This is a genomic window from Enterobacter sp. 22499 (assembly GCF_052044815.1).
Lineage (GTDB): Bacteria > Pseudomonadota > Gammaproteobacteria > Enterobacterales > Enterobacteriaceae > Enterobacter > Enterobacter bugandensis.
On sequence record NZ_JBQENR010000003.1, the window covers coordinates 232,047 to 252,932 of the forward strand.

A 20,886-nucleotide genomic window follows, 5' to 3' on the forward strand; every position below is an offset into this window, starting at 1 on the left:
CGAATTTTAATGCGCCGCAAGTATACCCGCTTGTAGCAGCCATTGCGTACAGGGAACGAGAGTAATTTTGATGCACAGCAAACCAACAACGGTGAGCACCAGCGTGTACGGCAGCGCCATCCAGACCATTCTTCCATAAGAAAGCCGTATGAGTGGTGCCAGCGCCGAGGTCAGCAGGAAGAGAAATGCCGCCTGGCCGTTCGGTGTTGCAACGGAGGGCAGGTTTGTTCCGGTGTTGATGGCTACCGCCAGCAGGTCGAACTGCCCGGTGCTGACGATCCCTTGCTCCATCGCCGCTTTGGCCTCATTGATATACACCGTCCCGACAAAGACGTTATCGGAAATAGAGGACAACAGACCGTTAAATAGATAGAACAGCGTAAGCTGCGAGTCCGGCGAGGCCTGAAGCACAAACGCGATAATCGGTGCGAAAAGGTGTTGGTCAATAATCACCGCCACGACTGCAAAAAAGACCGCCAGCAGCGCGGTAAACGGCAGGGCTTCGGTAAAGGCTTTACCAATAGCATGTTCGTCCGTTACCCCGCTAAAGGTGGTGGCAAGAATAATGACGGAGAGGCCAATCAACCCGACTTCGGCAAGATGCAACGCCAGCGCGGCGATAAGCCAGATGCCGATGATCCCCTGCGCAATCAGACGCAGCGTCTCCTGGCGCGTACGCTGTTTGCGGCTCTGCTCGTCAAATTTATGCAGTTCATTGCGGACCGGTTCAGGCAGCTGTGCGCCGTAGCCGAACAGCCTGAATTTTTCGACCAGAATGCAGGTCGCTAACCCGCAGACCAGCACAGGCACGCTGACGGGGGCCATGCGCAGGAAAAACTCGCCAAAATGCCATTCAGCCGCTTTCGCGATGATCAGGTTTTGCGGCTCGCCCACCATGGTCATCACGCCTCCCAGCGCCGTACCGACCCCTGCGTGCATCATCAGGCTGCGCAGAAACGCGCGGAACTGTTCCAGCACGTCGCGGTTATGCGCCTCGACGTGGCTATCGTCCTGTAAATCCTCACTTGGGCGAGAGGAGGCCACACGGTGATAAATGCCGTAAAATCCGACGGCGACGCTGATCACCACCGCGACAACGGTGAGCGCATCCAGGAAGGCCGACAGAAAGGCGGCGGCAAGGCAAAACGCCAGCGAGAGGATCGTTTTCGACGTAATGCTCAGCAGCAGGCGGGTAAAGATAAACAGCAGCAGCTGTTTCATAAAGTAGATACCGGCCACCATAAAAATGAGCAGCAGGAGCACTTCCAGATTGGAGGCCAGCTCTGCTTTTACATGTTCTGCGGACGTCATGCCGATGACAACGGCTTCAAACGCCAGCAAACCGCCGGGCAGCAGGGGATAACACTTCAGCGCCATGGCCAGGGTGAAGATAAATTCCGCCACCAGCAGCCACCCGGCGATAAACGGATCCACGCTAAAAATGATGGGATTAACGACCAGGAAAACCAGCAGTATCAGTTTGTACCAGTCAGGAGAATGACCTAAAAAATTGCGCCACAGCGCGCGCCCAAAAGAAATTTCCACAACAGACGTCCTTCCCGTTAAGTAATACAAAACATCAGTATACGCAAAAATCGCGGCCCGGAGGCGGATAAGACCGCATTGTAAATTTCACAAAAATGAAACGGCGATCCCTCTTTTCTCACTTTGCCGCGCTACCTGCCGTTGCACGCCTCTGGTATGATGAGTCCAATTTGCAAAAAGCTGTGTAATGGAAATCTCACTATGGTCATTAAGGCGCAGAGCCCGGCGGGTTTCGCGGAAGAGTACATCATTGAAAGCATCTGGAATAATCGTTTCCCTGCGGGGTCCATTCTTCCGGCTGAACGCGAACTCTCTGAACTGATTGGCGTCACTCGCACCACGCTGCGTGAAGTGCTTCAGCGACTGGCGCGTGATGGATGGTTGACGATCCAGCACGGCAAGCCAACAAAGGTAAACAACTTCTGGGAAACCTCGGGGCTAAACATTCTTGAAACGCTGGCGCGCCTCGACCACGAAAGCGTGCCGCAGCTGATTGATAATCTGCTCTCCGTGCGCACCAACATCGCGACTATTTTTATTCGTACCGCTTTCCGTCAGCATCCTGAAGATGCGCTTGCTGTGCTGGCCAGCGCGAATGAAGTTGAAGATCACGCCGACGCCTTTGCCACCCTCGATTACAACGTGTTTCGCGGCCTGGCGTTTGCCTCCGGCAACCCGGTTTACGGCCTGATCCTCAACGGTATGAAAGGGCTCTATACCCGCATTGGTCGTCACTACTTCGCTAACCCTGAAGCCCGCAGTCTGGCGCTGGGCTTCTACCATAAGCTGAGCAAGCTCTGCACCGAAGGCCTGCACGATCAGGTTTATGAAACCGTACGCCGCTACGGCCACGACTCCGGTGAAATCTGGCACCGTATGCAGAAAACGCTGCCGGGCGATTTAGCGATTCAGAGTCGCTAAAATAAAAAACCTCTCAATCGAGAGGTTTTTTTTCGCCCGGTGGCGCTACAGCGTATTCAACCGCGCCGGGCAGCGTTCCAGCAGCTCCACGCTGCCGTCCTCATTCTGCTGCTCCAGCTGCACGTCAAAGCCCCACAGGCGGTGCACGTGCTTCAGCACCTCTTTACGTCCTTTATCCAGCGGCGCGCGGTTGTGCGGGATATAGCGCAGCGTCAGGGAGCGGTCGCCGCGCAGGTCCACGTTCCACACCTGAATATTGGGTTCAAGGTTGCTCAGGTTGTACTGGGAGGAGAGACGGGAGCGGATCTCCCGGTATCCTTCCTCGTTGTGGATCGCGGAGATCTCCAGATAGTTGTTGCGGTCATCGTCCAGCACGGTGAAGAATCGGAAATCGCGCATGATCTTCGGCGACATGAACTGGCTGATAAAGCTCTCATCCTTAAAGTCGCGCATCGCAAAATGCAGCGTTTCCAGCCAGTCAGAACCGGCGATATCCGGGAACCAGTACTTGTCCTCTTCCGTTGGCGACTGGCAGATGCGCTTAATATCCTGGAACATCGCAAAGCCCAGCGCATACGGATTAATCCCACTGTACCACGGGCTGTTGTAGGGCGGCTGGAACACCACGTTAGTATGGCTGTGGAGGAATTCCATCATGAACCGCTCGGTGACTTTCCCCTCGTCATACAGATGGTTGAGAATGGTGTAGTGCCAGAATGTTGCCCAGCCTTCGTTCATCACCTGGGTCTGTTTCTGCGGATAGAAATACTGGCTCACCTTACGCACGATACGCAAAATCTCGCGCTGCCACGGCTCCAGCAGCGGGGCGTTCTTCTCCATAAAATAGAGCAGGTTTTCCTGCGGCTCGGACGGGTAACGACGCGCTTCGGCAATCGTTTTTTCCTCCTCACGCTTCGGCAGGGTGCGCCACAGCATGTTCACCTGGCTCTGCAGATACTCCTCGCGGCTTTTCTGCCGGGCTTTCTCCTCCTGCAAAGAGATTTTCTGCGGGCGTTTATAGCGGTCCACGCCGTAGTTCATCAGCGCGTGGCAGGAGTCGAGCAGCTTCTCTACCTCGTCCACGCCGTAGCGCTCTTCGCAGTCGGTAATGTATTTACGCGCGAAGATCAGGTAATCGACGATGGAGCTGGCGTCCGTCCAGCTGCGGAACAGATAGTTATTTTTAAAGAAGGAGTTATGGCCGTAGCAGGCGTGCGCCATCACCAGCGCCTGCATGGTAATGGTGTTCTCTTCCATCAGATAGGCGATACACGGGTTGGAGTTAATCACGATCTCATACGCCAGCCCCTGCTGGCCGTGCTTGTACAGCCGCTCCGTTTCAATGAATTTTTTACCAAACGACCAGTGCGGATAGTTGATCGGCATCCCGACGCTGGAGTAAGCGTCCATCATCTGTTCGGAGGTAATCACCTCAATCTGATGAGGATAGGTATCCAGGCGATACAGTTTTGCCACCCGGTCGATTTCGGCGAGGTAGACATCCAGCAGCTCGAAGGTCCAGTCGGGTCCATCGCTCAGACGTGTGTTGTCCTTGTTCAGGGAATCAATAGTAGCCATTAGCGCGCCCTCGTTGTGGGTGCTCTCTCTGTCTGGAGAGCCTCCTTTCAAGCATAGATCAACGTGTTAAAAAGCGTGCTGGCGCAGAAATTTTTTCTTTGCGATTTCCCGTTTTTGATACGGCAAAAAAAACGCACCCATCAGAATTTTATGCTGGTTAAAAATAAAGCTCAGCAGGAGATCCCAAATTACCCCTGTCCCCTGATGCTGGGGGATGTGTGAGGTAAGTCACCATAAAAAAGTCGTATGTTGAATAATATTTTCAACTAGGTTATCAATCTGTAATTAGATGATTGTTCTTTTGCTCATAATGGAGTGGCTATGCGTGTTGTCATACTGGGAAGTGGTGTCGTTGGCGTAACCAGCGCCTGGTATTTAAGTCAGGCGGGACATGAGGTTACCGTTATCGATCGTGAATCCGGCCCGGCGCTTGAAACCAGTGCGGCAAATGCCGGTCAAATCTCTCCTGGCTATGCGGCCCCGTGGGCGGCGCCCGGCGTGCCGCTGAAGGCGATCAAATGGATGTTCCAGCGCCACGCGCCGCTGGCCATCAGCCTTGACGGCACGCAGTTCCAGCTGAAGTGGATGTGGCAGATGCTGCGCAATTGCGACACCCGGCACTACATGGAAAACAAAGGCCGCATGGTGCGTCTTGCGGAATACAGCCGGGACTGCCTCAAAGCCCTGCGCGCGTCGACGGGTATCGAGTACGAAGGCCGTCAGGGCGGCACGCTGCAGCTGTTCCGCACCGAGCAACAGTATGAAAACGCCACCCGCGATATCGCCGTGCTGGAAGATGCCGGTGTACCGTATCAGTTGCTGGAAGCCAGCCAGCTGGGGCAGGTGGAACCCGCGCTGGCCGAAGTGGCCCACAAGCTGACCGGCGGTCTGCGTCTGCCGAATGACGAAACCGGCGACTGTCAGCTCTTTACCCAGCGGCTGGCGCACATGTGCGAGCAGGCAGGGGTAAAATTCCGCTTTAATACCTCCGTCGACAAGCTGCTGTCGGAAGGCGAAAAAATTTACGGCGTGAAGTGCGGCGACGAGGTGATAAAGGCGGATGCCTACGTGATGGCGTTTGGTTCCTACTCCACCGCCATGCTGAAAGGCATCCTCGATATTCCGGTCTACCCGCTCAAGGGCTACTCATTGACTATCCCGGTGAAAGAGGAGAGCGGGGCGCCCGTATCAACCATCCTGGATGAAACCTACAAAATCGCCATTACCCGCTTTGATAACCGTATTCGCGTCGGCGGCATGGCGGAGATTGTCGGCTTCAACACCGAGCTGCTGCAGCCGCGTCGTGAAACGCTGGAGATGGTGGTGGGCGATCTCTTCCCGCGCGGCGGGTTTGTGGAACAGGCGACGTTCTGGACCGGCCTGCGTCCGATGACCCCGGACGGCACGCCAATCGTGGGCCGCACGCCATACAAAAACCTGTGGACCAATACCGGACACGGCACGCTCGGCTGGACGATGGCCTGCGGCTCGGGCCAGCTGCTGAGCGACCTGATTTCCGGGCGCACGCCGGCAATTCCGTTTGACGATTTAAGTGCTGCGCGCTATCAATCAGGATTTACGCCATCGCGTCCTCAGCACCTGCACGGCGCGCATAATTAAGGAGTTGTCATGTCCCGTCCTGTTCTGGCTCAGCTGGATCTGCAGGCCCTGAAGGAAAACCTGCAAATTGTTCGCCGGGCAGCACCTGGTTCGCGCGTCTGGTCAGTCGTCAAGGCAAACGCCTACGGCCACGGTATTGACCGTATATGGAGCGCGCTCGGCGCGACCGACGGTTTTGCGTTACTCAATCTGGAAGAGGCCATCCTGCTGCGCGAGCGCGGCTGGAAAGGGCCTATTCTGCTGCTGGAGGGGTTCTTCCACGCGGACGATCTGCCGCTGCTGGATAAGTATCGCCTGACCACCAGCGTTCACAGCAACTGGCAGATTAAAGCCATTCAGGATGCGAAGCTCCACGCTCCGCTGGATATTTATCTCAAGGTGAACAGCGGCATGAACCGCCTGGGCTTCCAGCCCGAGCGGGTGCATACGGTCTGGCAGCAGCTGCGTGGCCTGAAAAACGTCGGCGAAATGACGCTGATGGCGCATTTTGCCGACGCGGAAAAACCGGACGGCATTGCTGATGCTATGGTCCGCATTGAGCAGGCGGCTGAAGGGCTCGATTGTCCGCGCTCCCTGTCGAACTCGGCGGCGACGCTTTGGCATCCTGAAGCCCACTATAACTGGGTGCGTCCGGGGATCGTTCTGTACGGTGCATCACCCTCAGGCCAGTGGCAGGATATTGCCAACAGCGGCCTGAGGCCGGTCATGACCCTGCGCAGCGAGATCATCGGCGTGCAGACGCTGAAGGCGGGCGACACGGTAGGCTACGGCAGCCGCTTCCGGGCGAAGGGCGAGCAGCGGATTGGCATCGTCGCGGGCGGTTATGCCGACGGCTATCCGCGTATCGCGCCGACCGGCACGCCGGTCTGGGTGGATGGGGTGCGCACGGGCACGGTGGGGACCGTCTCAATGGATATGCTGGCCGTTGACCTGACGCCATGCCCGCAGGCGGGCATCGGTTCACCGGTCGAGCTGTGGGGCAACGAAATCAAAATTGATGACGTGGCGGCCGCGGCGGGAACGGTAGGGTATGAACTGATGTGTGCCCTGGCACCAAGAGTGCCGGTTGTGACGGTGTAACTTGTATCTTTGCCGGGTGACGCGAAGCCGCCACCCGGCAAAAAAACTACTCCGCGTCCTCTTCCATCGGCCTCAAACCGACCTTCCGCACCGCGTTATCTTCTTTTTCTGCCACCGTCCAGATCATCCCGGCAAACTCCACCTGGTCACCCACAACCGGCGCAGCGCCAAGCCGCTGCTGAATGATTTCGCCCAGCGTTTGCGGGTTATCACCGTCTTCTGCACCTTCATCCAGGCCATAAATGAGCGCCACATCCGCAAACTTGGCGCTGGCTTCCAGAATAAAATCGCCGAAGAAACGCTGGTCCAGCGCCACGGGAGGCGACTGGCTGAACAGCTTGCCCAGCGCGGGCAGGTCGCGCTCGCGGCCAATGACGCACAGAATATCTCCTTCGCGCAGGCGGGTGCTGCCGGTCGGGTGCAGCAGGACATTATCGCGGAACAGGGCGGCAATGCGCGTTTCAGTCGGCATGTGCAAATCGCGCAGCGAGGCCCCCACGCACCATTTGTCGGCGCTCAGCTGATAGACGAACTGCTCCCACGGGTTTTCCGGGTGAATGTCCAGCCCCACGCGGGAGACCGGCCAGCCTACGGGCGGCACCACCACTTTGGCCTTTTTCGCCGCCCACCCGAGCGACGTGCCCTGGAACAGCAGGGAAATCAGCACCACGAAGAACGCCACGTTGAAGAACAGCCGCGCGTTGTCGAGACCGGCCATCATCGGGAACACCGCAAGAATAATCGGCACCGCGCCGCGCAGCCCGACCCAGCTGATAAAGACGCGCTCGCGCAGGTTAAAACCGCGAAACGGCAGCAGGCCTGCAAATACGGAGAGCGGACGGGCGAAGAAGATCATCCACGCCGACAGCAGCAGCGCCGGAACGGCGATCGGCAGCAGGTCCGACGGGGTCACCAGCAGGCCCAGCACCAGGAACATGCCGATTTGCGCCAGCCACGCCAGGCCGTCAAAGTTCTGCAAAATAGCATGACGGTTGCGAATAGGGCGGTTGCCCATCAGGAACCCGCAGAGGTAGACGGCGAGAATACCGCTGCCGTCCAGCGCGGTGGTGACGGCAAAAATGAGAATGCCGCCGCTCAGCGCCAGCAGAGGGTAAAGCCCCGAGGGCAGAGAAATGCGGTTGATCGTCTGCTGTAACAGGTATCCCCCCGCCAGGCCGATGACAATCCCCAGCCCGAACTGCTGCAGAATATGCAGGGCAAACATCCAGCTCAGGCCCGTCTCGTGCTGCTGGATCATCTCTATCAGCGTGATGGTCAGGAACACCGCCATCGGATCGTTACTGCCGGATTCAATCTCAAGCGTTGAGCCAACGCGTTCGTTAAGCCCTTTACCCCCAAGCAGGGAAAAGACCGCCGCCGCATCGGTAGAGCCAACGATTGCGCCAATCAGCAAGCCTTCCATGAGATTGAGATTGAAAAGCCAGGCGGCCATCATCCCGGTGAGGCCGGAGGTGATCAACACGCCGACGGTCGCCAGCGACAGCGCAGGCCCTAAGGCCACGCGGAAGGAGCTCGCCTGAGTGCGCATCCCGCCGTCGAGCAGGATCACCGCCAGCGCGAGGTTACTCACCATGTAGGCGAAGGGATAGTTATCGAAGGGGATACCGCCGATGCCGTCAACGCCGGCCAGCATGCCGATGGCAAGGAAAATAACAAGAATGGGTATGCCAAGACGCGATGAAAATGAACTTAATAAAATACTGCTGGTTACAAGTACAGAACCCAAAATGAAAAGGCTGATTATCGCTGCGGCATCCAATGTTCTCTTTCTCCCACCTCAATGTTAACGCTGTTACTAAAACCCTAACATATTAACAACGGCAACAGCGTTTTATTAAGGGGGTTTTTTATGCTTTTATGACCGGATGACCACCGATCGTTAACCGACTGCCCGAAACATCATGTGTAAGCGTCGCCTGCGCGCCCAGCGCAAGGGTAACGGTCTGCTGCTCATGGCCGAAATCCAGCCCGGTGATAACCGGAATATCCAGCCGCGAGCGGATGAAATCGACCATCGTTTCCAGGGAGTAGCCCGCATCATAGTCATTCGGGGCAGAGCCGCTGAAGCTGCCCAGCACGATCGCGGACTGGCGATCGAGAATACCGGCATGATAAAGCTGCAATAACATGCGCTCGACGCGGAACGGATGTTCGTTAATATCCTCCAGCACCAGAATGCCGTCCTTGATTTGCGGCATCCACGGCGTGCCGATCAGCGAGACCAGCATCGCCAGGTTACCGCCCCAGAGCTGGCCCTCACATTCCCAGTGCGGTCCATTGCCTTGCCATTCCACGCTGTAGGTGGGATTGCGCAGCGCGCGCCAGAAATGCTCCACGGTGAACGCGTCCAGTTCCGGCGCGCCGAAGTTACCGGCCAGCATCGGGCCGCTAAACGTGATGACGTTATGCAGCGCCAGAAGACCAAGCTGGATGGCGGTGAAATCGCTGTGGCCGCATATCAGCAGCGGATCCTGCTGCTGGCGCTGAGCCAGGCCCTGCCAGTCAATGCTCTCAAGCAGCCTGCTCGCACCATAGCCGCCGCGCACCGCAAGGACTATTCGGTTTTCGCCCTTCAGGTTCACCAGGCTATTGATATCATTTAGCCTCTGCGCTTCTGTTCCGGCAAAACGCTGCTGGCGGCGGGGGATAATTGTCTGATTTTCTACCTGATGGCCGGATTCCAGTAAGCGCTGAACGCCCCGCTGCGCCGCGTCCTGGTTAATACAGTAGCCCGACGGCGCGATGAGATGAAACTGAGACATGGCAATTCCTTGCTGAATGAGAAACTAATTGTCTATATCATGCCGCGTATACGCCGCCTGCTTCAAGGGCGGCGCACCGCGATGACCGGCTATAAGGATAGATGACGTGAAATTGAGATGGTTTGCTTTTTTGATTGTTTTGCTGGCTGGCTGTAGTTCAAAACATGATTATCAAAACCCGCCCTGGAATCCGGAAGTGCCGGTGAAACGGGCCATGCAGTGGATGCCGATCAGTGAAAAAGCCGGGAAGGCATGGGGCGTCAGCCCGCGGCTGATCACCGCCATTATTGCGGTGGAGTCCGGCGGCAATCCCACGCTTGTCAGCAAATCCAACGCGGTGGGGCTGATGCAGCTGAAAGCCTCTACGGCGGGGAGAGAGGTCTACCGCTATATGGGCTGGAGCGGCCAGCCGTCGACCAGCGAGCTGAAGAACCCGGAACGCAACATTTCTATGGGGACCGCTTACCTGAGCATTCTGGAACACGGCGTGCTGAAGGGCATTGAGGATCCGGAAGTGATGCAATACGCGCTGGTGGTCTCGTACGTGAACGGCGCCGGGGCGCTGCTCAGAACCTTCTCCTCTGACCGCAAAGAGGCGATTGAGGAGATCAACGACATGGACAAAGATGAGTTCGTCGAGCATGTGGCGAAAAATCATCCGGCACCGCAGGCGCCTCGCTATATCTGGAAAGTACAGAAAGCGATGGATGCCATGTAATGCCGCAAACGGGCGGCGCTCGCTGCCCGACTTTTCCTACAGAACCTTATTCGCACGTTCCCGTGCTTCCCGTTCCAGCGAATAGATAATGCGCTGCAGCTCGCGCTCCGCGCCGGGCCCGACGTTCAGAAAACGGAAGCTCAGACGCGGCGTGGTAATCGTTTCATTTTTGCTGTCCACCACCGTGCGCTCGCTGATGGCAATCAGCTGTGCATCGAAATAAAAACGGCCCCAGCCCGCCATATCCAGTTCTATTTGCGTAAACCGCATGCCTTCTACCAGACCCTCCGGCTTCGGGATATCCATCAGCGCGCCCATTCCGCCCAGCGACAGGTCAAAGAGACGGAAGCGGATCTCTTTTTTGTCCGGCATTTTGGCCTTACAAAAATAGGCAGGATGAAGCGGGGCGCTGATGCGAAAATATTCACGGCGCTGGACAAACCAGAGATTGCCAGGAAGGAGGGTAACAAAAGCCGGAAGTCCCTGGTATTCGCTCAATTCCAGTCGCGGCAGGACAAATTCCACTTTGGCCCCATGGGTTTCGGCCATGACCACGATATTCTCTGCTTTCAGCGCCGCGCGGTTTTCATACTCCAGGCTGCCCAGGTCAATAACCAGCCTCTCCTGCGAGACGTCAAGGATCTTGCTGATAAACTGATTATTCGACCAGCTGATGCGCAGCGGCACTTCGCCTTTTTGCAGGTCGCGTAATACCCCTAATACAGCCAGCGGATTTTGCTTGAGGAACTGCTCACTGTAATGACTCACGCCGGATGGCTCCTTGATTGATGACAGACTGTCTTAGTGTTATCGGCAATCCACCCTCAAACTTAATACAAACCGGTGAGATTTTTTTACCGTTGTCCGCAGGATAAGTCGGTGAGACGAAACTGGTTTTCCGGTGATGACCTATACTTAAGTTAGCTGTGCAGAAGGTTTTCTGCACATGCGTTTAATCTGCAAGAGGGCATTGCTATGGGTATCATCGCCTGGATTATCTTTGGCCTTATTGCCGGCGCTATCGCAAAACTGATCATGCCGGGAAACGATGGCGGCGGCTTTATTTTGACCTGCGTACTCGGGGTCGTTGGTGCGGTTGTAGGCGGCTGGCTGGCGACGATGTTTGGTTTTGGTGGTGACATCAGTGGTTTCGACATGCACAGTTTCCTGGTCGCTGTCGTGGGAGCCATTGTCGTGCTGGGCATATTCAGATTACTGCGACGAGCATAAAATGACAGAACGGCTCTCTGCGGAGGGCCGTTTTTTTTGCCGCCATATTGATTTGCTAATCTAAATGATAATAATTGTCGTTCCGTATTGCATGTAATAACAAGACGACATTATGAACTCCTCACGTTTTACGTTATGCACCCTGGCGGGTGCCGTCACGCTGGCATTGCAGGTCCAGGCTTTCGCCGAAGAATCAACCATTGTCGTCACGGGCTCAGAGCAGGGCAGCGCGCTGCCGGCCTGGACCAACAGCGCCACCAAATCGGCCGTTGCCGAAAGTAAAACGCCGCAGGTTATCAACACGCTCTCTGCGCCGGAGATCGAAAAGCGTCACGCGAACTCCGTGAATGAAATCCTGCGCTATGCCCCAGGCGTCTCAACCGAGGTGCGGGGGAATACCTCCTATATGAGCGAATACAAAATTCGTGGCTTTACCGTCGATCAGGAGTTTTACAACGGGCTGCAGCTACCCTATAACGTCACCGGTAACACCAAGGCGCGCATCGATCCGCTGTTAATAGAGAGCGTCGATATACTGAAAGGGCCTTCATCGGTGCTTTACGGCGGCGGTTCGCCGGGCGGGCTGGTAAATATTCAAAGCAAAAAGCCGCAGCGGGAAGCCCGAACCGAGGTCGGTTTTAACACCGGGAACCGTAATCTGAAAGAAGGTTACCTCGATTCGACCGGACAAATTGCCGACAGCGACTGGAATTACCGCCTGCTGGGTAAGGCGACGGTGAATGACGATCAGCCGCGCACCAGCCGCTATGAAAATTATCTGGTCGCCCCGTCCGTTACATGGCAACCCGACAGTAAAACCCGTCTCACCCTGGATGCGCTGGCGCAAAACTCCCCGAGCCTGACGCCGTCTAACCCGCTGCCGCTCGCTTATCTGCGGTCCAAATATGCCGATCGCCGGGATTACGCCGGAGATGAGTGGAGCGGGTTTAAGCAGCGCCAGTGGATGCTGGGCTACAGCTTTGAGCATGAGTTCGACAGCGGCTGGGGCTTTAATCAGAAAGCGCGCTATTTCGACGTCGATACCCACCAGAACAGCGTCTACGCGACGGGAACGGGAAGTGAGGTCTATCAGCTTAACCGCTTTGCCTATACCACCGATGAAGATCTTAAGAGCTTCAACATCGACAACCAGGTGACTAAAACCGTTGCGCTGGGCGACTGGAAACACCATCTGCTGGCCGGGTTTGACTATCAGAGGCTGAACTCCCATTTCCACTACCGCTACGCGTCGACTACGCCGGGCATGGATATGCGTAATCCGGACTATTCGCAAATCCACGAAAGCGCGCTGGGGCTCTACACCGCCCAGAAAAACCGCCTCAGCTACCAGCAGAACGGGTACTACCTGCAGGATCAGGTGGAATTTGGCGGCTTAAGTCTGTTGGGCAGCCTGCGCTACGACGATTACCGCTCCGTCACCACCGATTACCTGCAAAACGGCGATAAGGCCTGGGTATCGCAGGATCGCGTTACCAAACGCCTGGGGGCGCTTTACGCCTTCGATAACGGTATTTCGCCGTTTATCAGCTATTCAGAGGGTTTTGCACCGGTCTCGCCGCAGGGGACGCTCACGGCGAAAGACGTCAAGCCAACCACCAGCAAGCAGGTGGAAGGCGGGGTAAAATATCTGCTGGCCGAGTACGCCACGACGTTTACCGCCTCGGTGTTTAACATCCGGCAGAAAAACGTCGTCACCTCCGACCCGGGCTTCCTGAACTACCGTCAGACTGGTGAAGTGGAATCCAAAGGCGCGGAGCTCTCCGCCATCAGCCGCCCGACGGACAACCTGACGCTGATTGCCAACTATGCCTACACCCACGTAATTAATACCGAAGATGATAAATACCAGGGCAAGCGTCCCACTCAGGTGCCGGAAAATGCGTTCAACCTGTGGGGGGACTACACCTTCGAGAGCACGCCGCTGAAGGGGCTGATGCTGGGCGCCGGGGCGCGCTATACCGGGCCGATGGAGATTTCACCGTCTAACGATGCGGGTAAGCTGGGGGGCACCACGCAGTACGATCTGGCGGCGTCGTACCGGATGGGCGAAATTCTGCCTTCGCTGGCGGGGCTGACGCTTAAGGCGAGTATGCAGAACATCACCAATAAAGAGACGCTGACCTGCTACGATGCGACCAACTGCTGGATTGGGCGTGACAGGACGTATCAGCTAGGGGCGAGTTACAGCTTCTAAATCCCTGTGAGTTCAAAATGAAGGCCGGGTAAGGCGTAGCCATCACCCGGCAATACTCCCTTACTGCGCCGCAGCTTTCACCGGCGCAGCCTCATCGTTCGCCGCAGGCTGATTTTCCGGCACGCTGTCGCACGGTTTCTCTTTCGGACAAACCAGATCCAGCATTTTCAGCGTCACGCCGTTACTCCAGCCGAACCCATCCTGGAGCGGATATTCACCGCCGCCACCGCCGGTACCGGTAGAAGAGACATCATATTTCTCCACCAGCTTCTTCTCGCGGTCATAAGTGTGCTGAACGTTCTTCAGGAAGCGCCAGGTCACGTCCATTGCAACCTTATCCTGCCCATAGTTCTGCAACCCTTCCGTTGCCACCCACTGCAGCGGTGCCCAGCCGTTTGGCGCATCCCACTGCTGGCCGCTGTTGATGGTGGTGGTGGTAATACCGCCCGGCTTCAACAGGCGCGCGGAGGTGGCCGCGGCTACTTTATCGGCGCGATCCTGCGCCGCCGCCTTCACGTAGAGCGGGAAGAGGGCCGCCGCCGTGAGCTGGTTACGCACCTTCTTACTCTTAAGATCGTAATCGGCGTACCAGCCCTCTTTATCGTTCCACAGGTGGCGCTCGATGGCTTTTTGACGCGCGGTTGCTAATACCTCGTATTTACTCGCCGCCGCGCTGTCGCCCGCCTCCTGGCCTGCTCGCGCGAGCAGTTTTTCCATTTTAAACATCAGGGCGTTCAGATCGACGGGCACAATGCTGGTGGTGCGGATGGTGCCGAGCTTTTGCGGGTCGTCCATCCAGCGGGAGCTAAAGTCCCAGCCCGAGGCCGCTGCGGAGCGCAAATCGCGGTAGATTTCCGTCGCAGGCCGGTTAGGGTTGCTCTTCGCCGTGGTGATATCGTCAAGCCAGGACTCCGGGCGCGGGGTATCGCGATCGTCCCAGTAGCGGTTGAGTACGGAACCGTCATCGAGCTTCACCACGCGCTGGTTAGCCTGCCCTGGCTGAAGGCTTTCTACACCCTCCATCCAGTAGGTGTACTCTTTTTCCATTTGTGGACGGTATTTTTTCAGCGCGTCTTTGTCATGCGTCGCCAGCAGCTCAACCATCAGTGAGAAGAACGGCGGCTGGGAGCGGCTCAGGTAATAGCTGCGGTTGCCGTTGGGGATATGGCCGAAGGTATCAATCTCATACGCAAAGTTATCCACCATATCGCTGATTTTGTCCCAGTGGCCGCTCTCCGCCAGGCCCAGCATGGTGAAATAGCTATCCCAGTAGTAGACCTCGCGGAAGCGCCCGCCGGGCACAACGTAAGGTTTCGGTAACGGCAGCAGGGAATCCCATTTGTTACTGGCTTTATCCGTGGTGCGCGTCAGCACAGGCCAGAGGTCGTCAATGTGCTCACGTAAGCTTTGTCCCGCAGGCGGCACATATTTTTCACCTTCCGCAGGCAGCGTGAAGTTCATCTCCACAAAGTGGCGCAGGTCAAAGCTTGTCTGGGTGTGCTGCATCCGGTAATCCGCCAGAATCATCAGCGGGTCGCTTTTGGGAACGGCATCGGCAAAGGTTTTCTGATCGGGAAACAGTTTGGCACTCTGCACGTCGTTAAACAGAGGGCCAAGCAAAATATCGGGTGAATTTTTCTGGTAGGCTGGTTGTTCTTCAGCATAACCCATCGTTGCTACACCGAGCAGCGCGCCTCCCAGCGCGAGGTGCAAAAGAGCAGGGCGTAAAGTACGAGGTCTTATCATCGGTTCGTCTCCTGTATTCCTGAGCAGCGTGACCGCTGTTATCAATCACCTGAAAACCTTAGACGAATATTGCCCGCTTCGCGTGTTGAATATCCCATTTTGCGCAGAACCAGACAATTTACCGCTTCGCACGCCCTGTCCGGAAGGATTTGTTGTGCAACAAAAAACATAATAGAACCCAAAAGGCTATGTAGTCGAAATAGCGATGCTCCCTATTTGCGTATTCACTTTTATAATCAGGATGGATTTTATGAAATTAAAAAAAAACGGTAATACTGATAAGTGCATTTTATTCCGGCGCTTAGACAGCAGCAGGCAGCACCCGCCGTTGTTGTGCAGTCCGAAGAGCCGGTGAGCAAAGCCGAACCGCCAAAGCTGACGCTTTCAGGGTTTGGTGATATTAAATTTTATGGTGACGTGGCGTTTAATATAGATGCCGCCAGTAAAACAGGCAGTCTGACCTCCATTAAGCAAAGCGCTAATAGCGACCAAGCACCGGGATATAAAGAACGCTGGGATATTAACGGGCGTAATTTATGAGGTTTTGATGGTTATCGAAAATGGATAACGGCAATTTTGCCGGATTTTCCGTTCAGCCTCTCGGCGGGAAAATGTATCTCGATGATGCGGTATTCTTCTTCGGTTCTGTGAACGACGGGGAAATTAAAGTCGGACGATCTCTACAGCGACGGCTACGGGTTTACTATGACCTGGGACGGGCTTAAAACCGATCCGGAGAACGGCGTGGTCATCAACCTCAACACCGCTTACCTGGACGCGAAGGGCGAGTACGATATTCATACCATCCATACGATCTGATCCCGAACGTCATGAAGATGAAAAACTTCAACATCTATCTGGGCGCGTATGCGTCCTGGGTCAACGCTTCGCCGAAAGCGGGCGATAAGAAAAACGACGATCGCTACGGTGGCCGCGTGCGCTTTAAATACTCTTTATGATGCCAGCCTGCCGGTCAGACCTCTTCCGGGGCCTGGCCGGCTTCCCGCAGCGTGCCCGGCGCATGGCCAATGATGCGCTTAAAGGCCCGGCTAAACGCCGCCAGCGATCCGTAACCCAGCCGCAGGGCGACCGTTTCAATCGGCTGATTTTCGTGACGAATGTACTGAATCGCCAGCCGCATTCTCAGTTCGCTGAGATACTTTGCCGGGGTCGTCCCCGTCGCGGCCAGAAACCGTTCGGCAAACACGGAGCGTGAGGTGCCCGCTTCTTTCGCCAGGTCCGCCACGCTCCAGTTCAGGCCAGGCTGCTGGTGCATGGCGTAAATGGCCCGGCTCAGGCGCGGGTCGCGTAAAACCTGCACCCAGCCGGTGGCTTTACCGCAGCCGCCCTCAACCCAGCCGCGCACAATTAACGCCGCCACCACATCAGCCAGCCGGGCAAGGATCCCGGCGAACCCGGCCTGACGGGTCATGGATTCTCGCTCCATCGCCGCCAGTAGTGGATGAATTTCCGGCCAGGTGGACATCAGCCGGCTGACCATCATCACTTCCGGCATTGCTTTGATCAGCGGCTGCATCCCGCCGAGTTCAAAATCCATACACCCGCTAAAGATGATGGTGTTCTCGCTCTCCGGACAGGGCTCGCAGGTAATGGCGCACACCGAGCCGCAGATAGGTTCGCTCGGAAAAGCGTTCACCGGGGTAATGGCTGCCTGCGCGTCAGAGAGCAGGGCGTGGGCATTCCCGCCAGGAATAAACAGCGCGTCGCCGCCGCTCAGTTCGAAGGTCGCACCGCTCTCCATACGCAGCAGGGCGCTACCGTGGCTCACAAAATGGAACTGCGCCTTACCGGGCGCCTGGTGGAACGCCACGCCAAACGGCGCGCTGGCTTCAATCCGTCGGTATTTCACGCCCGACAGGCGCATGCCGCGTAAGAGTTCGCTGATCAAATCGGGGGACTGAACGGTCATGGCGCAACTCCGGACGAATAATCAATAAGTGGAGATTATATGTCATAGATCGTCCACGGTGAACCCTCTATGCTTTTGCGACAGTTGTCACATTTTTATAACGGGAGAACAACAGATGAATTCATGTGTCGTGGCGAGAGAGGCCGTGGCGCCAGCCAGACCCGCCTGGCGGGCCGTCTATTCACTGGGGCTGGGCGTGTTTGGGTTGATAACGGCTGAGTTCCTGCCAGCCAGTTTGCTGACGCCGATGGCCGCGAGCCTGGGCGTCAGCGAGGGCATGGCCGGGCAGGCCGTCACCGCCACCGCGCTGGTGGCGCTGGTCACCGGGCTTCTGATTACGCCGGCGACCAAAAGTATCGACCGTCGCTGGGTACTCATGTTTTTCTCCGTGCTGCAAATCATCTCCAGCCTGCTGGTGGCCTTTGCGCCTACGCTGCACGTCCTGCTGATGGGGCGCCTGCTGTTAGGGGTCGCCATCGGTGGCTTCTGGGCGATGTCGACGGCCACCACGATGCGCCTGGTTCCGACGGATAAAGTGCCGAAGGCGCTGGCGGTGATTTTCTCCAGCGTGTCGATTGCCACCGTGGTTGCTGCCCCGCTGGGGAGCTATCTGGGTAGCCTGATCGGCTGGCGCAACGTCTTTGTGCTCTGCATACTGCCGAGCGTACTGGCGCTGCTGTGGCAGATCTGGGTGCTGCCGTCCATGAAGCCCGAGAGCAGCGGTAGCCTCAGCACGCTGTTCCGCGTGCTGCGTCGACCGGGCATGATCGGCGGCATGCTGGCCACTATTCTGATCTTCAGCGGCCATTTCGCCTTCTTTACCTACCTGCGCCCGTTCCTGGAAACGGTGGGGCAGGCGAACGTTGAGACCATTTCACTGATCCTGCTGGGCTTTGGGCTGGCGAACTTTGTCGGTACTTCCGTTGCCGGACATCTGCTGGCACGTAATCTGCGCCTGACGCTGGCGCTGGTGCCGTTCGCCATGGGCATACTGGCGCTGACGATGGTGGCGTTTGGCCATCTGGCAATGCTGGACGGGTTCCTGGTGGCGCTGTGGGGCTTTGCGTTTGGTCTGGTTCCGGTGGGCTGGTCAACCTGGCTTGCCACCACCGTTCCGGATGAAGCCGAAAGTGCAGGGGGGCTGCTGGTGGCCTCAATCCAGCTGGCGATAAGCGCCGGTGCGGCCGGGGGCGGGGCGGTATTTGACCTTAACGGTGCCAGCGGCGTATTCGCCGGAAGCGGGTTCCTGCTGGTGACGGCGATGGTGATTGTGTTGATGGGCGTGAAAGTGAAAGCGGAATGATTTTTTGCCGGGTGAGCGTTCGCGCCACCCGGCTCCAGGCTTACAGCCCTTTCTTATCCATTAGCACCGCCAGATCTACCAGGCGGTTAGAGAAGCCCCACTCGTTGTCATACCACGCCAGGATCTTCACCATGTTCCCGCCAATCACCAGCGTGGAAAGCCCGTCGATAATGGAGGAGCGCGGGTCGCCCTGGTAGTCGCTGGAGACCAGCGGTTCATCGCTATAGCCCAGGATCCCTTTCAGAGGCCCGCTGGCGGCCGCGTTGCGGAACGCCTCATTCACCTCTTCGGCGGTTACGCTACGGCTGAGCGTTACCGTTAAATCCACAATCGACACCACCGGCACCGGCACGCGCAGGGAGTACCCGGTCAGCTTGCCGTCCAGGGAGGGGATCACTTTGCCCAGCGCTTTCGCCGCGCCGCTGGAGTAAGGCACAATCGACAGCGCCGCCGCGCGCGCGCCGCGCAGATCTTTTTCCGGCTGGTCGTGCAGCGCCTGGCTGTTGGTGTAGGCGTGCGTCGTGTTCATCAGACCATGCTCGATCCCGAACTGCTGATGCAGCACCTGAGCCGCCGGCGCCAGACCGTTCGTGGTACAGCTCCCGTTACTGACGACCACGTGTTGAGCCGGGTCGTAGCGATCGTGGTTCACTCCCATCACAACCGTCAGATCGTCATTTTTGCCGGGCGCGGAGATGATGACGCGCTTTGCGCCACCCTGCGTGACGTGCACCGCCGCTTTTTCCCGATCGGTAAAGAAGCCGGTGGCCTCAATTACCACGTCAACACCAACATCGCGCCACGGAATATTTGCCGGGTCGCGTTCGCTAAACACCACAATCCGCTGACCGTCCACCTGCAGCGCGCCGTCAGCCGCTTCAACGGGCGCGGGCAGTTTGCCCAGAAGGGAATCATGTTTCAGCAGGTGGGCGAGGGTTTTGCTGTCCGTCAGATCGTTAATGGCCACAATCTGAAGATCCGGGTTACCCAGCGCCGCGCGCAGGAAATTACGTCCGATACGGCCGAAACCGTTAATACCGACCTTAACCATGGTGCACTCCTTATCTCTGTTGTCTGGAGTCACTGTAGGCGCGGGGCCGGTTGGCGTAAACGACAAAAAAGGATCAGATTACGCCATCTTGCGGCAGTGGAAGCGCTGGCGATACTCGCCTGGCGTGAGGTGGAGCTGTTTCTCAAACACGCGGCGCAGGTTAATGCTGGTGCCAAACCCGCTTTGCTCGGCAACCCGCTCAAGGGGATCATGGGTCTGCTCAAGCAGCTGTCGGGCGGCGGCCAGGCGCGCTTCCATCACGTAACGGGCAGGCGAGACTCCCGCGTCGCGGGTAAAAACTCGGGTGAAATTGCGCGGGCTCATCGCCACCTTTTCGGCCAAATTTTCCACGCACAGGTCGGCGGTGAGGTTCTGCAGGATCCAGGTTTGCAGTTCGCTGATAGGCCCCGATGCGCCAGGCTGCTGCAGGCTATAGCGGCTGAACTGCAGCTGTCCGCCGGGGCGACGCAGATACATCACCATATCCTGCGCCACGTCGCGGGCGAGGGTAAATCCGTAGTCGTCTTCCACCAGCGCCAGGGTCAGATCGAACCCGGAACTCACGCCGCCGGAGGTCCAGATGGGGCCATCCTGAATATACAGCGGGCCGCCTTCGACGTGGATAGCCGGGTACTGGGCTTGCATCGTCTCCAGCAGCCGCCAGTGGGTGGTTGCACGGCGGCCGTCCAGCAAGCCGGTCTGGGCAAGCAGCATCGCGCCCCCGCAAATGGAGGCGACTCGCCGGGCGTGCGGGGCAGCGAGGTGCAGCCAGTCCACCACCGCCGTGCTCTCCTGCTCGTTGATCCCGCGTCCGGTGATGATAATGGTGTCCAGCGGTTCGCGCGGATCCAGCTCCGGCAGACGATAGTCCGCCAGCAGGTTCAGGCCAGACTGGCCGTGGATCACCTGGTGGGGCTGCGTGGTGGCAATGATGATACGGTAGCGGGGCTGGGTAAGCCCTTCCGGATGCAGCCGGTTGGCCTGCATCAGAATGTCGGCGATACCGGCGGCCTCAAACAGCATGCCGCCGTCAGGTACGATAATTAGTATTTTCTTCATGTCCTGAAAAGTACCTTTACCACAGAATAAGTCAAGCCGGGCGTGACCCTGCGTTTCCGGCAAAGCAAAGCGATTTAAGTTCTTTGTCATTTCAGGCGTTATCCCCG

The 20,886-nt window shown here is 57.3% G+C and carries 16 protein-coding genes and 1 pseudogene; 8 read left to right on the forward strand and 9 right to left on the reverse strand.

Annotated features, from left to right (window positions below; all coding sequences use genetic code 11):
- Positions 1-6 precede the first annotated feature (6 nt).
- The gene (gene nhaB, locus ACTJI7_RS12330) at positions 7-1,545 is read right to left on the reverse strand and encodes a sodium/proton antiporter NhaB (RefSeq protein ID WP_048998676.1); all 1,539 of its coding nucleotides are present in this window, start codon (positions 1,543-1,545) and stop codon (positions 7-9) included.
- A gap of 201 nt (positions 1,546-1,746) precedes the next feature.
- Between nhaB and fadR the strand changes: the two genes are divergently transcribed.
- Entirely contained in the window at positions 1,747-2,466 is a 720-nt protein-coding gene (gene fadR, locus ACTJI7_RS12335; protein ID WP_028013515.1) for a fatty acid metabolism transcriptional regulator FadR, read from the forward strand.
- A gap of 45 nt (positions 2,467-2,511) precedes the next feature.
- Here fadR and ACTJI7_RS12340 read toward each other — a convergent pair whose 3' ends face one another.
- Positions 2,512-4,044 carry a SpoVR family protein gene (locus tag ACTJI7_RS12340; RefSeq protein ID WP_023293929.1) on the reverse strand — a complete coding sequence of 511 codons (1,533 nt, stop codon included), beginning with the start codon at positions 4,042-4,044 and terminating at the stop codon, positions 2,512-2,514.
- Positions 4,045-4,365: 321 nt separating this feature from the next.
- Here ACTJI7_RS12340 and ACTJI7_RS12345 point away from each other — a divergent pair, with 321 nt between their 5' ends.
- Together ACTJI7_RS12345 and dadX are read left to right on the forward strand one after the other, a co-directional pair.
- Positions 4,366-5,664 (forward strand): D-amino acid dehydrogenase, encoded by a 1,299-nt coding sequence (locus ACTJI7_RS12345; RefSeq protein WP_049138818.1) that lies wholly within the window; start codon positions 4,366-4,368, stop codon positions 5,662-5,664.
- A 9-nt stretch (positions 5,665-5,673) separates the two neighbouring features.
- A complete protein-coding gene (gene dadX, locus ACTJI7_RS12350) occupies positions 5,674-6,744 on the forward strand; it encodes a catabolic alanine racemase DadX (RefSeq protein ID WP_028013513.1) in 1,071 nt (356 codons plus the stop codon).
- Between the two features lie 46 nt (positions 6,745-6,790).
- On the opposite strand, the gene ACTJI7_RS12355 is transcribed toward dadX, so the two are convergent.
- Positions 6,791-8,524, reverse strand: coding sequence for a potassium/proton antiporter (locus ACTJI7_RS12355; protein ID WP_041909504.1), 1,734 nt, complete (start codon positions 8,522-8,524; stop codon positions 6,791-6,793).
- Positions 8,525-8,612: 88 nt separating this feature from the next.
- Entirely contained in the window at positions 8,613-9,527 is a 915-nt protein-coding gene (gene ldcA, locus ACTJI7_RS12360) for a muramoyltetrapeptide carboxypeptidase (protein ID WP_028013511.1), read from the reverse strand.
- Positions 9,528-9,633: 106 nt separating this feature from the next.
- Here ldcA and emtA point away from each other — a divergent pair, with 106 nt between their 5' ends.
- Complete coding sequence (gene emtA, locus ACTJI7_RS12365) at positions 9,634-10,245, forward strand: membrane-bound lytic murein transglycosylase EmtA (protein ID WP_028013510.1); 612 nt, start codon at positions 9,634-9,636, stop codon at positions 10,243-10,245.
- A 36-nt stretch (positions 10,246-10,281) separates the two neighbouring features.
- Here emtA and ycgR read toward each other — a convergent pair whose 3' ends face one another.
- On the reverse strand, positions 10,282-11,013 hold the full coding sequence (ycgR, locus tag ACTJI7_RS12370) for a flagellar brake protein YcgR (protein WP_063154451.1): 732 nt from the start codon (positions 11,011-11,013) through the stop codon (positions 10,282-10,284).
- A 207-nt stretch (positions 11,014-11,220) separates the two neighbouring features.
- Between ycgR and ACTJI7_RS12375 the strand changes: the two genes are divergently transcribed.
- Positions 11,221-11,475 carry a GlsB/YeaQ/YmgE family stress response membrane protein gene (locus tag ACTJI7_RS12375; protein WP_028013508.1) on the forward strand — a complete coding sequence of 85 codons (255 nt, stop codon included), beginning with the start codon at positions 11,221-11,223 and terminating at the stop codon, positions 11,473-11,475.
- A gap of 112 nt (positions 11,476-11,587) precedes the next feature.
- Positions 11,588-13,690 carry a TonB-dependent siderophore receptor gene (locus tag ACTJI7_RS12380; RefSeq protein ID WP_063154448.1) on the forward strand — a complete coding sequence of 701 codons (2,103 nt, stop codon included), beginning with the start codon at positions 11,588-11,590 and terminating at the stop codon, positions 13,688-13,690.
- A 60-nt stretch (positions 13,691-13,750) separates the two neighbouring features.
- On the opposite strand, the gene ACTJI7_RS12385 is transcribed toward ACTJI7_RS12380, so the two are convergent.
- Positions 13,751-15,436: an alpha,alpha-trehalase gene (locus ACTJI7_RS12385; RefSeq protein WP_063154446.1), complete on the reverse strand. Its 1,686-nt coding sequence runs from the start codon at positions 15,434-15,436 to the stop codon at positions 13,751-13,753.
- A gap of 282 nt (positions 15,437-15,718) precedes the next feature.
- Between ACTJI7_RS12385 and ACTJI7_RS12390 the strand changes: the two are divergent.
- Positions 15,719-16,395: pseudogene (locus ACTJI7_RS12390) on the forward strand (carbohydrate porin).
- Between the two features lie 14 nt (positions 16,396-16,409).
- Here the strand turns inward: ACTJI7_RS12390 and ACTJI7_RS12395 are convergent.
- On the reverse strand, positions 16,410-17,366 hold the full coding sequence (locus ACTJI7_RS12395; RefSeq protein WP_028013503.1) for an AraC family transcriptional regulator: 957 nt from the start codon (positions 17,364-17,366) through the stop codon (positions 16,410-16,412).
- Between the two features lie 115 nt (positions 17,367-17,481).
- On the opposite strand from ACTJI7_RS12395, the gene ACTJI7_RS12400 reads away from it, so the two are divergent.
- Positions 17,482-18,669 carry an MFS transporter gene (locus ACTJI7_RS12400; RefSeq protein ID WP_045260284.1) on the forward strand — a complete coding sequence of 396 codons (1,188 nt, stop codon included), beginning with the start codon at positions 17,482-17,484 and terminating at the stop codon, positions 18,667-18,669.
- 40 nt (positions 18,670-18,709) lie between these two features.
- On the opposite strand, the gene gap is transcribed toward ACTJI7_RS12400, so the two are convergent.
- Positions 18,710-19,720, reverse strand: coding sequence for a type I glyceraldehyde-3-phosphate dehydrogenase (gene gap, locus ACTJI7_RS12405; RefSeq protein WP_049138809.1), 1,011 nt, complete (start codon positions 19,718-19,720; stop codon positions 18,710-18,712).
- 78 nt (positions 19,721-19,798) lie between these two features.
- A complete protein-coding gene (locus ACTJI7_RS12410) occupies positions 19,799-20,779 on the reverse strand; it encodes a GlxA family transcriptional regulator (protein ID WP_028013500.1) in 981 nt (326 codons plus the stop codon).
- Between the last annotated feature and the right edge of the window lie 107 nt (positions 20,780-20,886).

What these genes read in the sequence shown, in the direction of transcription:
- fadR (WP_028013515.1), top strand. Translation starts at nt 1,747, where the DNA reads ATGGTCATTAAGGCGCAGAGCCCGGCGGGTTTCGCGGAAGAGTACATC.
- ACTJI7_RS12410 (WP_028013500.1), bottom strand. Translation starts at nt 20,779, where the DNA reads ATGAAGAAAATACTAATTATCGTACCTGACGGCGGCATGCTGTTTGAG.
- ACTJI7_RS12395 (WP_028013503.1), bottom strand. Translation starts at nt 17,366, where the DNA reads ATGACCGTTCAGTCCCCCGATTTGATCAGCGAACTCTTACGCGGCATG.
- ACTJI7_RS12400 (WP_045260284.1), top strand. Translation starts at nt 17,482, where the DNA reads ATGAATTCATGTGTCGTGGCGAGAGAGGCCGTGGCGCCAGCCAGACCC.
- ldcA (WP_028013511.1), bottom strand. Translation starts at nt 9,527, where the DNA reads ATGTCTCAGTTTCATCTCATCGCGCCGTCGGGCTACTGTATTAACCAG.
- ACTJI7_RS12385 (WP_063154446.1), bottom strand. Translation starts at nt 15,436, where the DNA reads ATGATAAGACCTCGTACTTTACGCCCTGCTCTTTTGCACCTCGCGCTG.
- gap (WP_049138809.1), bottom strand. Translation starts at nt 19,720, where the DNA reads ATGGTTAAGGTCGGTATTAACGGTTTCGGCCGTATCGGACGTAATTTC.
- ACTJI7_RS12340 (WP_023293929.1), bottom strand. Translation starts at nt 4,044, where the DNA reads ATGGCTACTATTGATTCCCTGAACAAGGACAACACACGTCTGAGCGAT.
- dadX (WP_028013513.1), top strand. Translation starts at nt 5,674, where the DNA reads ATGTCCCGTCCTGTTCTGGCTCAGCTGGATCTGCAGGCCCTGAAGGAA.
- ACTJI7_RS12345 (WP_049138818.1), top strand. Translation starts at nt 4,366, where the DNA reads ATGCGTGTTGTCATACTGGGAAGTGGTGTCGTTGGCGTAACCAGCGCC.
- ACTJI7_RS12380 (WP_063154448.1), top strand. Translation starts at nt 11,588, where the DNA reads ATGAACTCCTCACGTTTTACGTTATGCACCCTGGCGGGTGCCGTCACG.
- ACTJI7_RS12375 (WP_028013508.1), top strand. Translation starts at nt 11,221, where the DNA reads ATGGGTATCATCGCCTGGATTATCTTTGGCCTTATTGCCGGCGCTATC.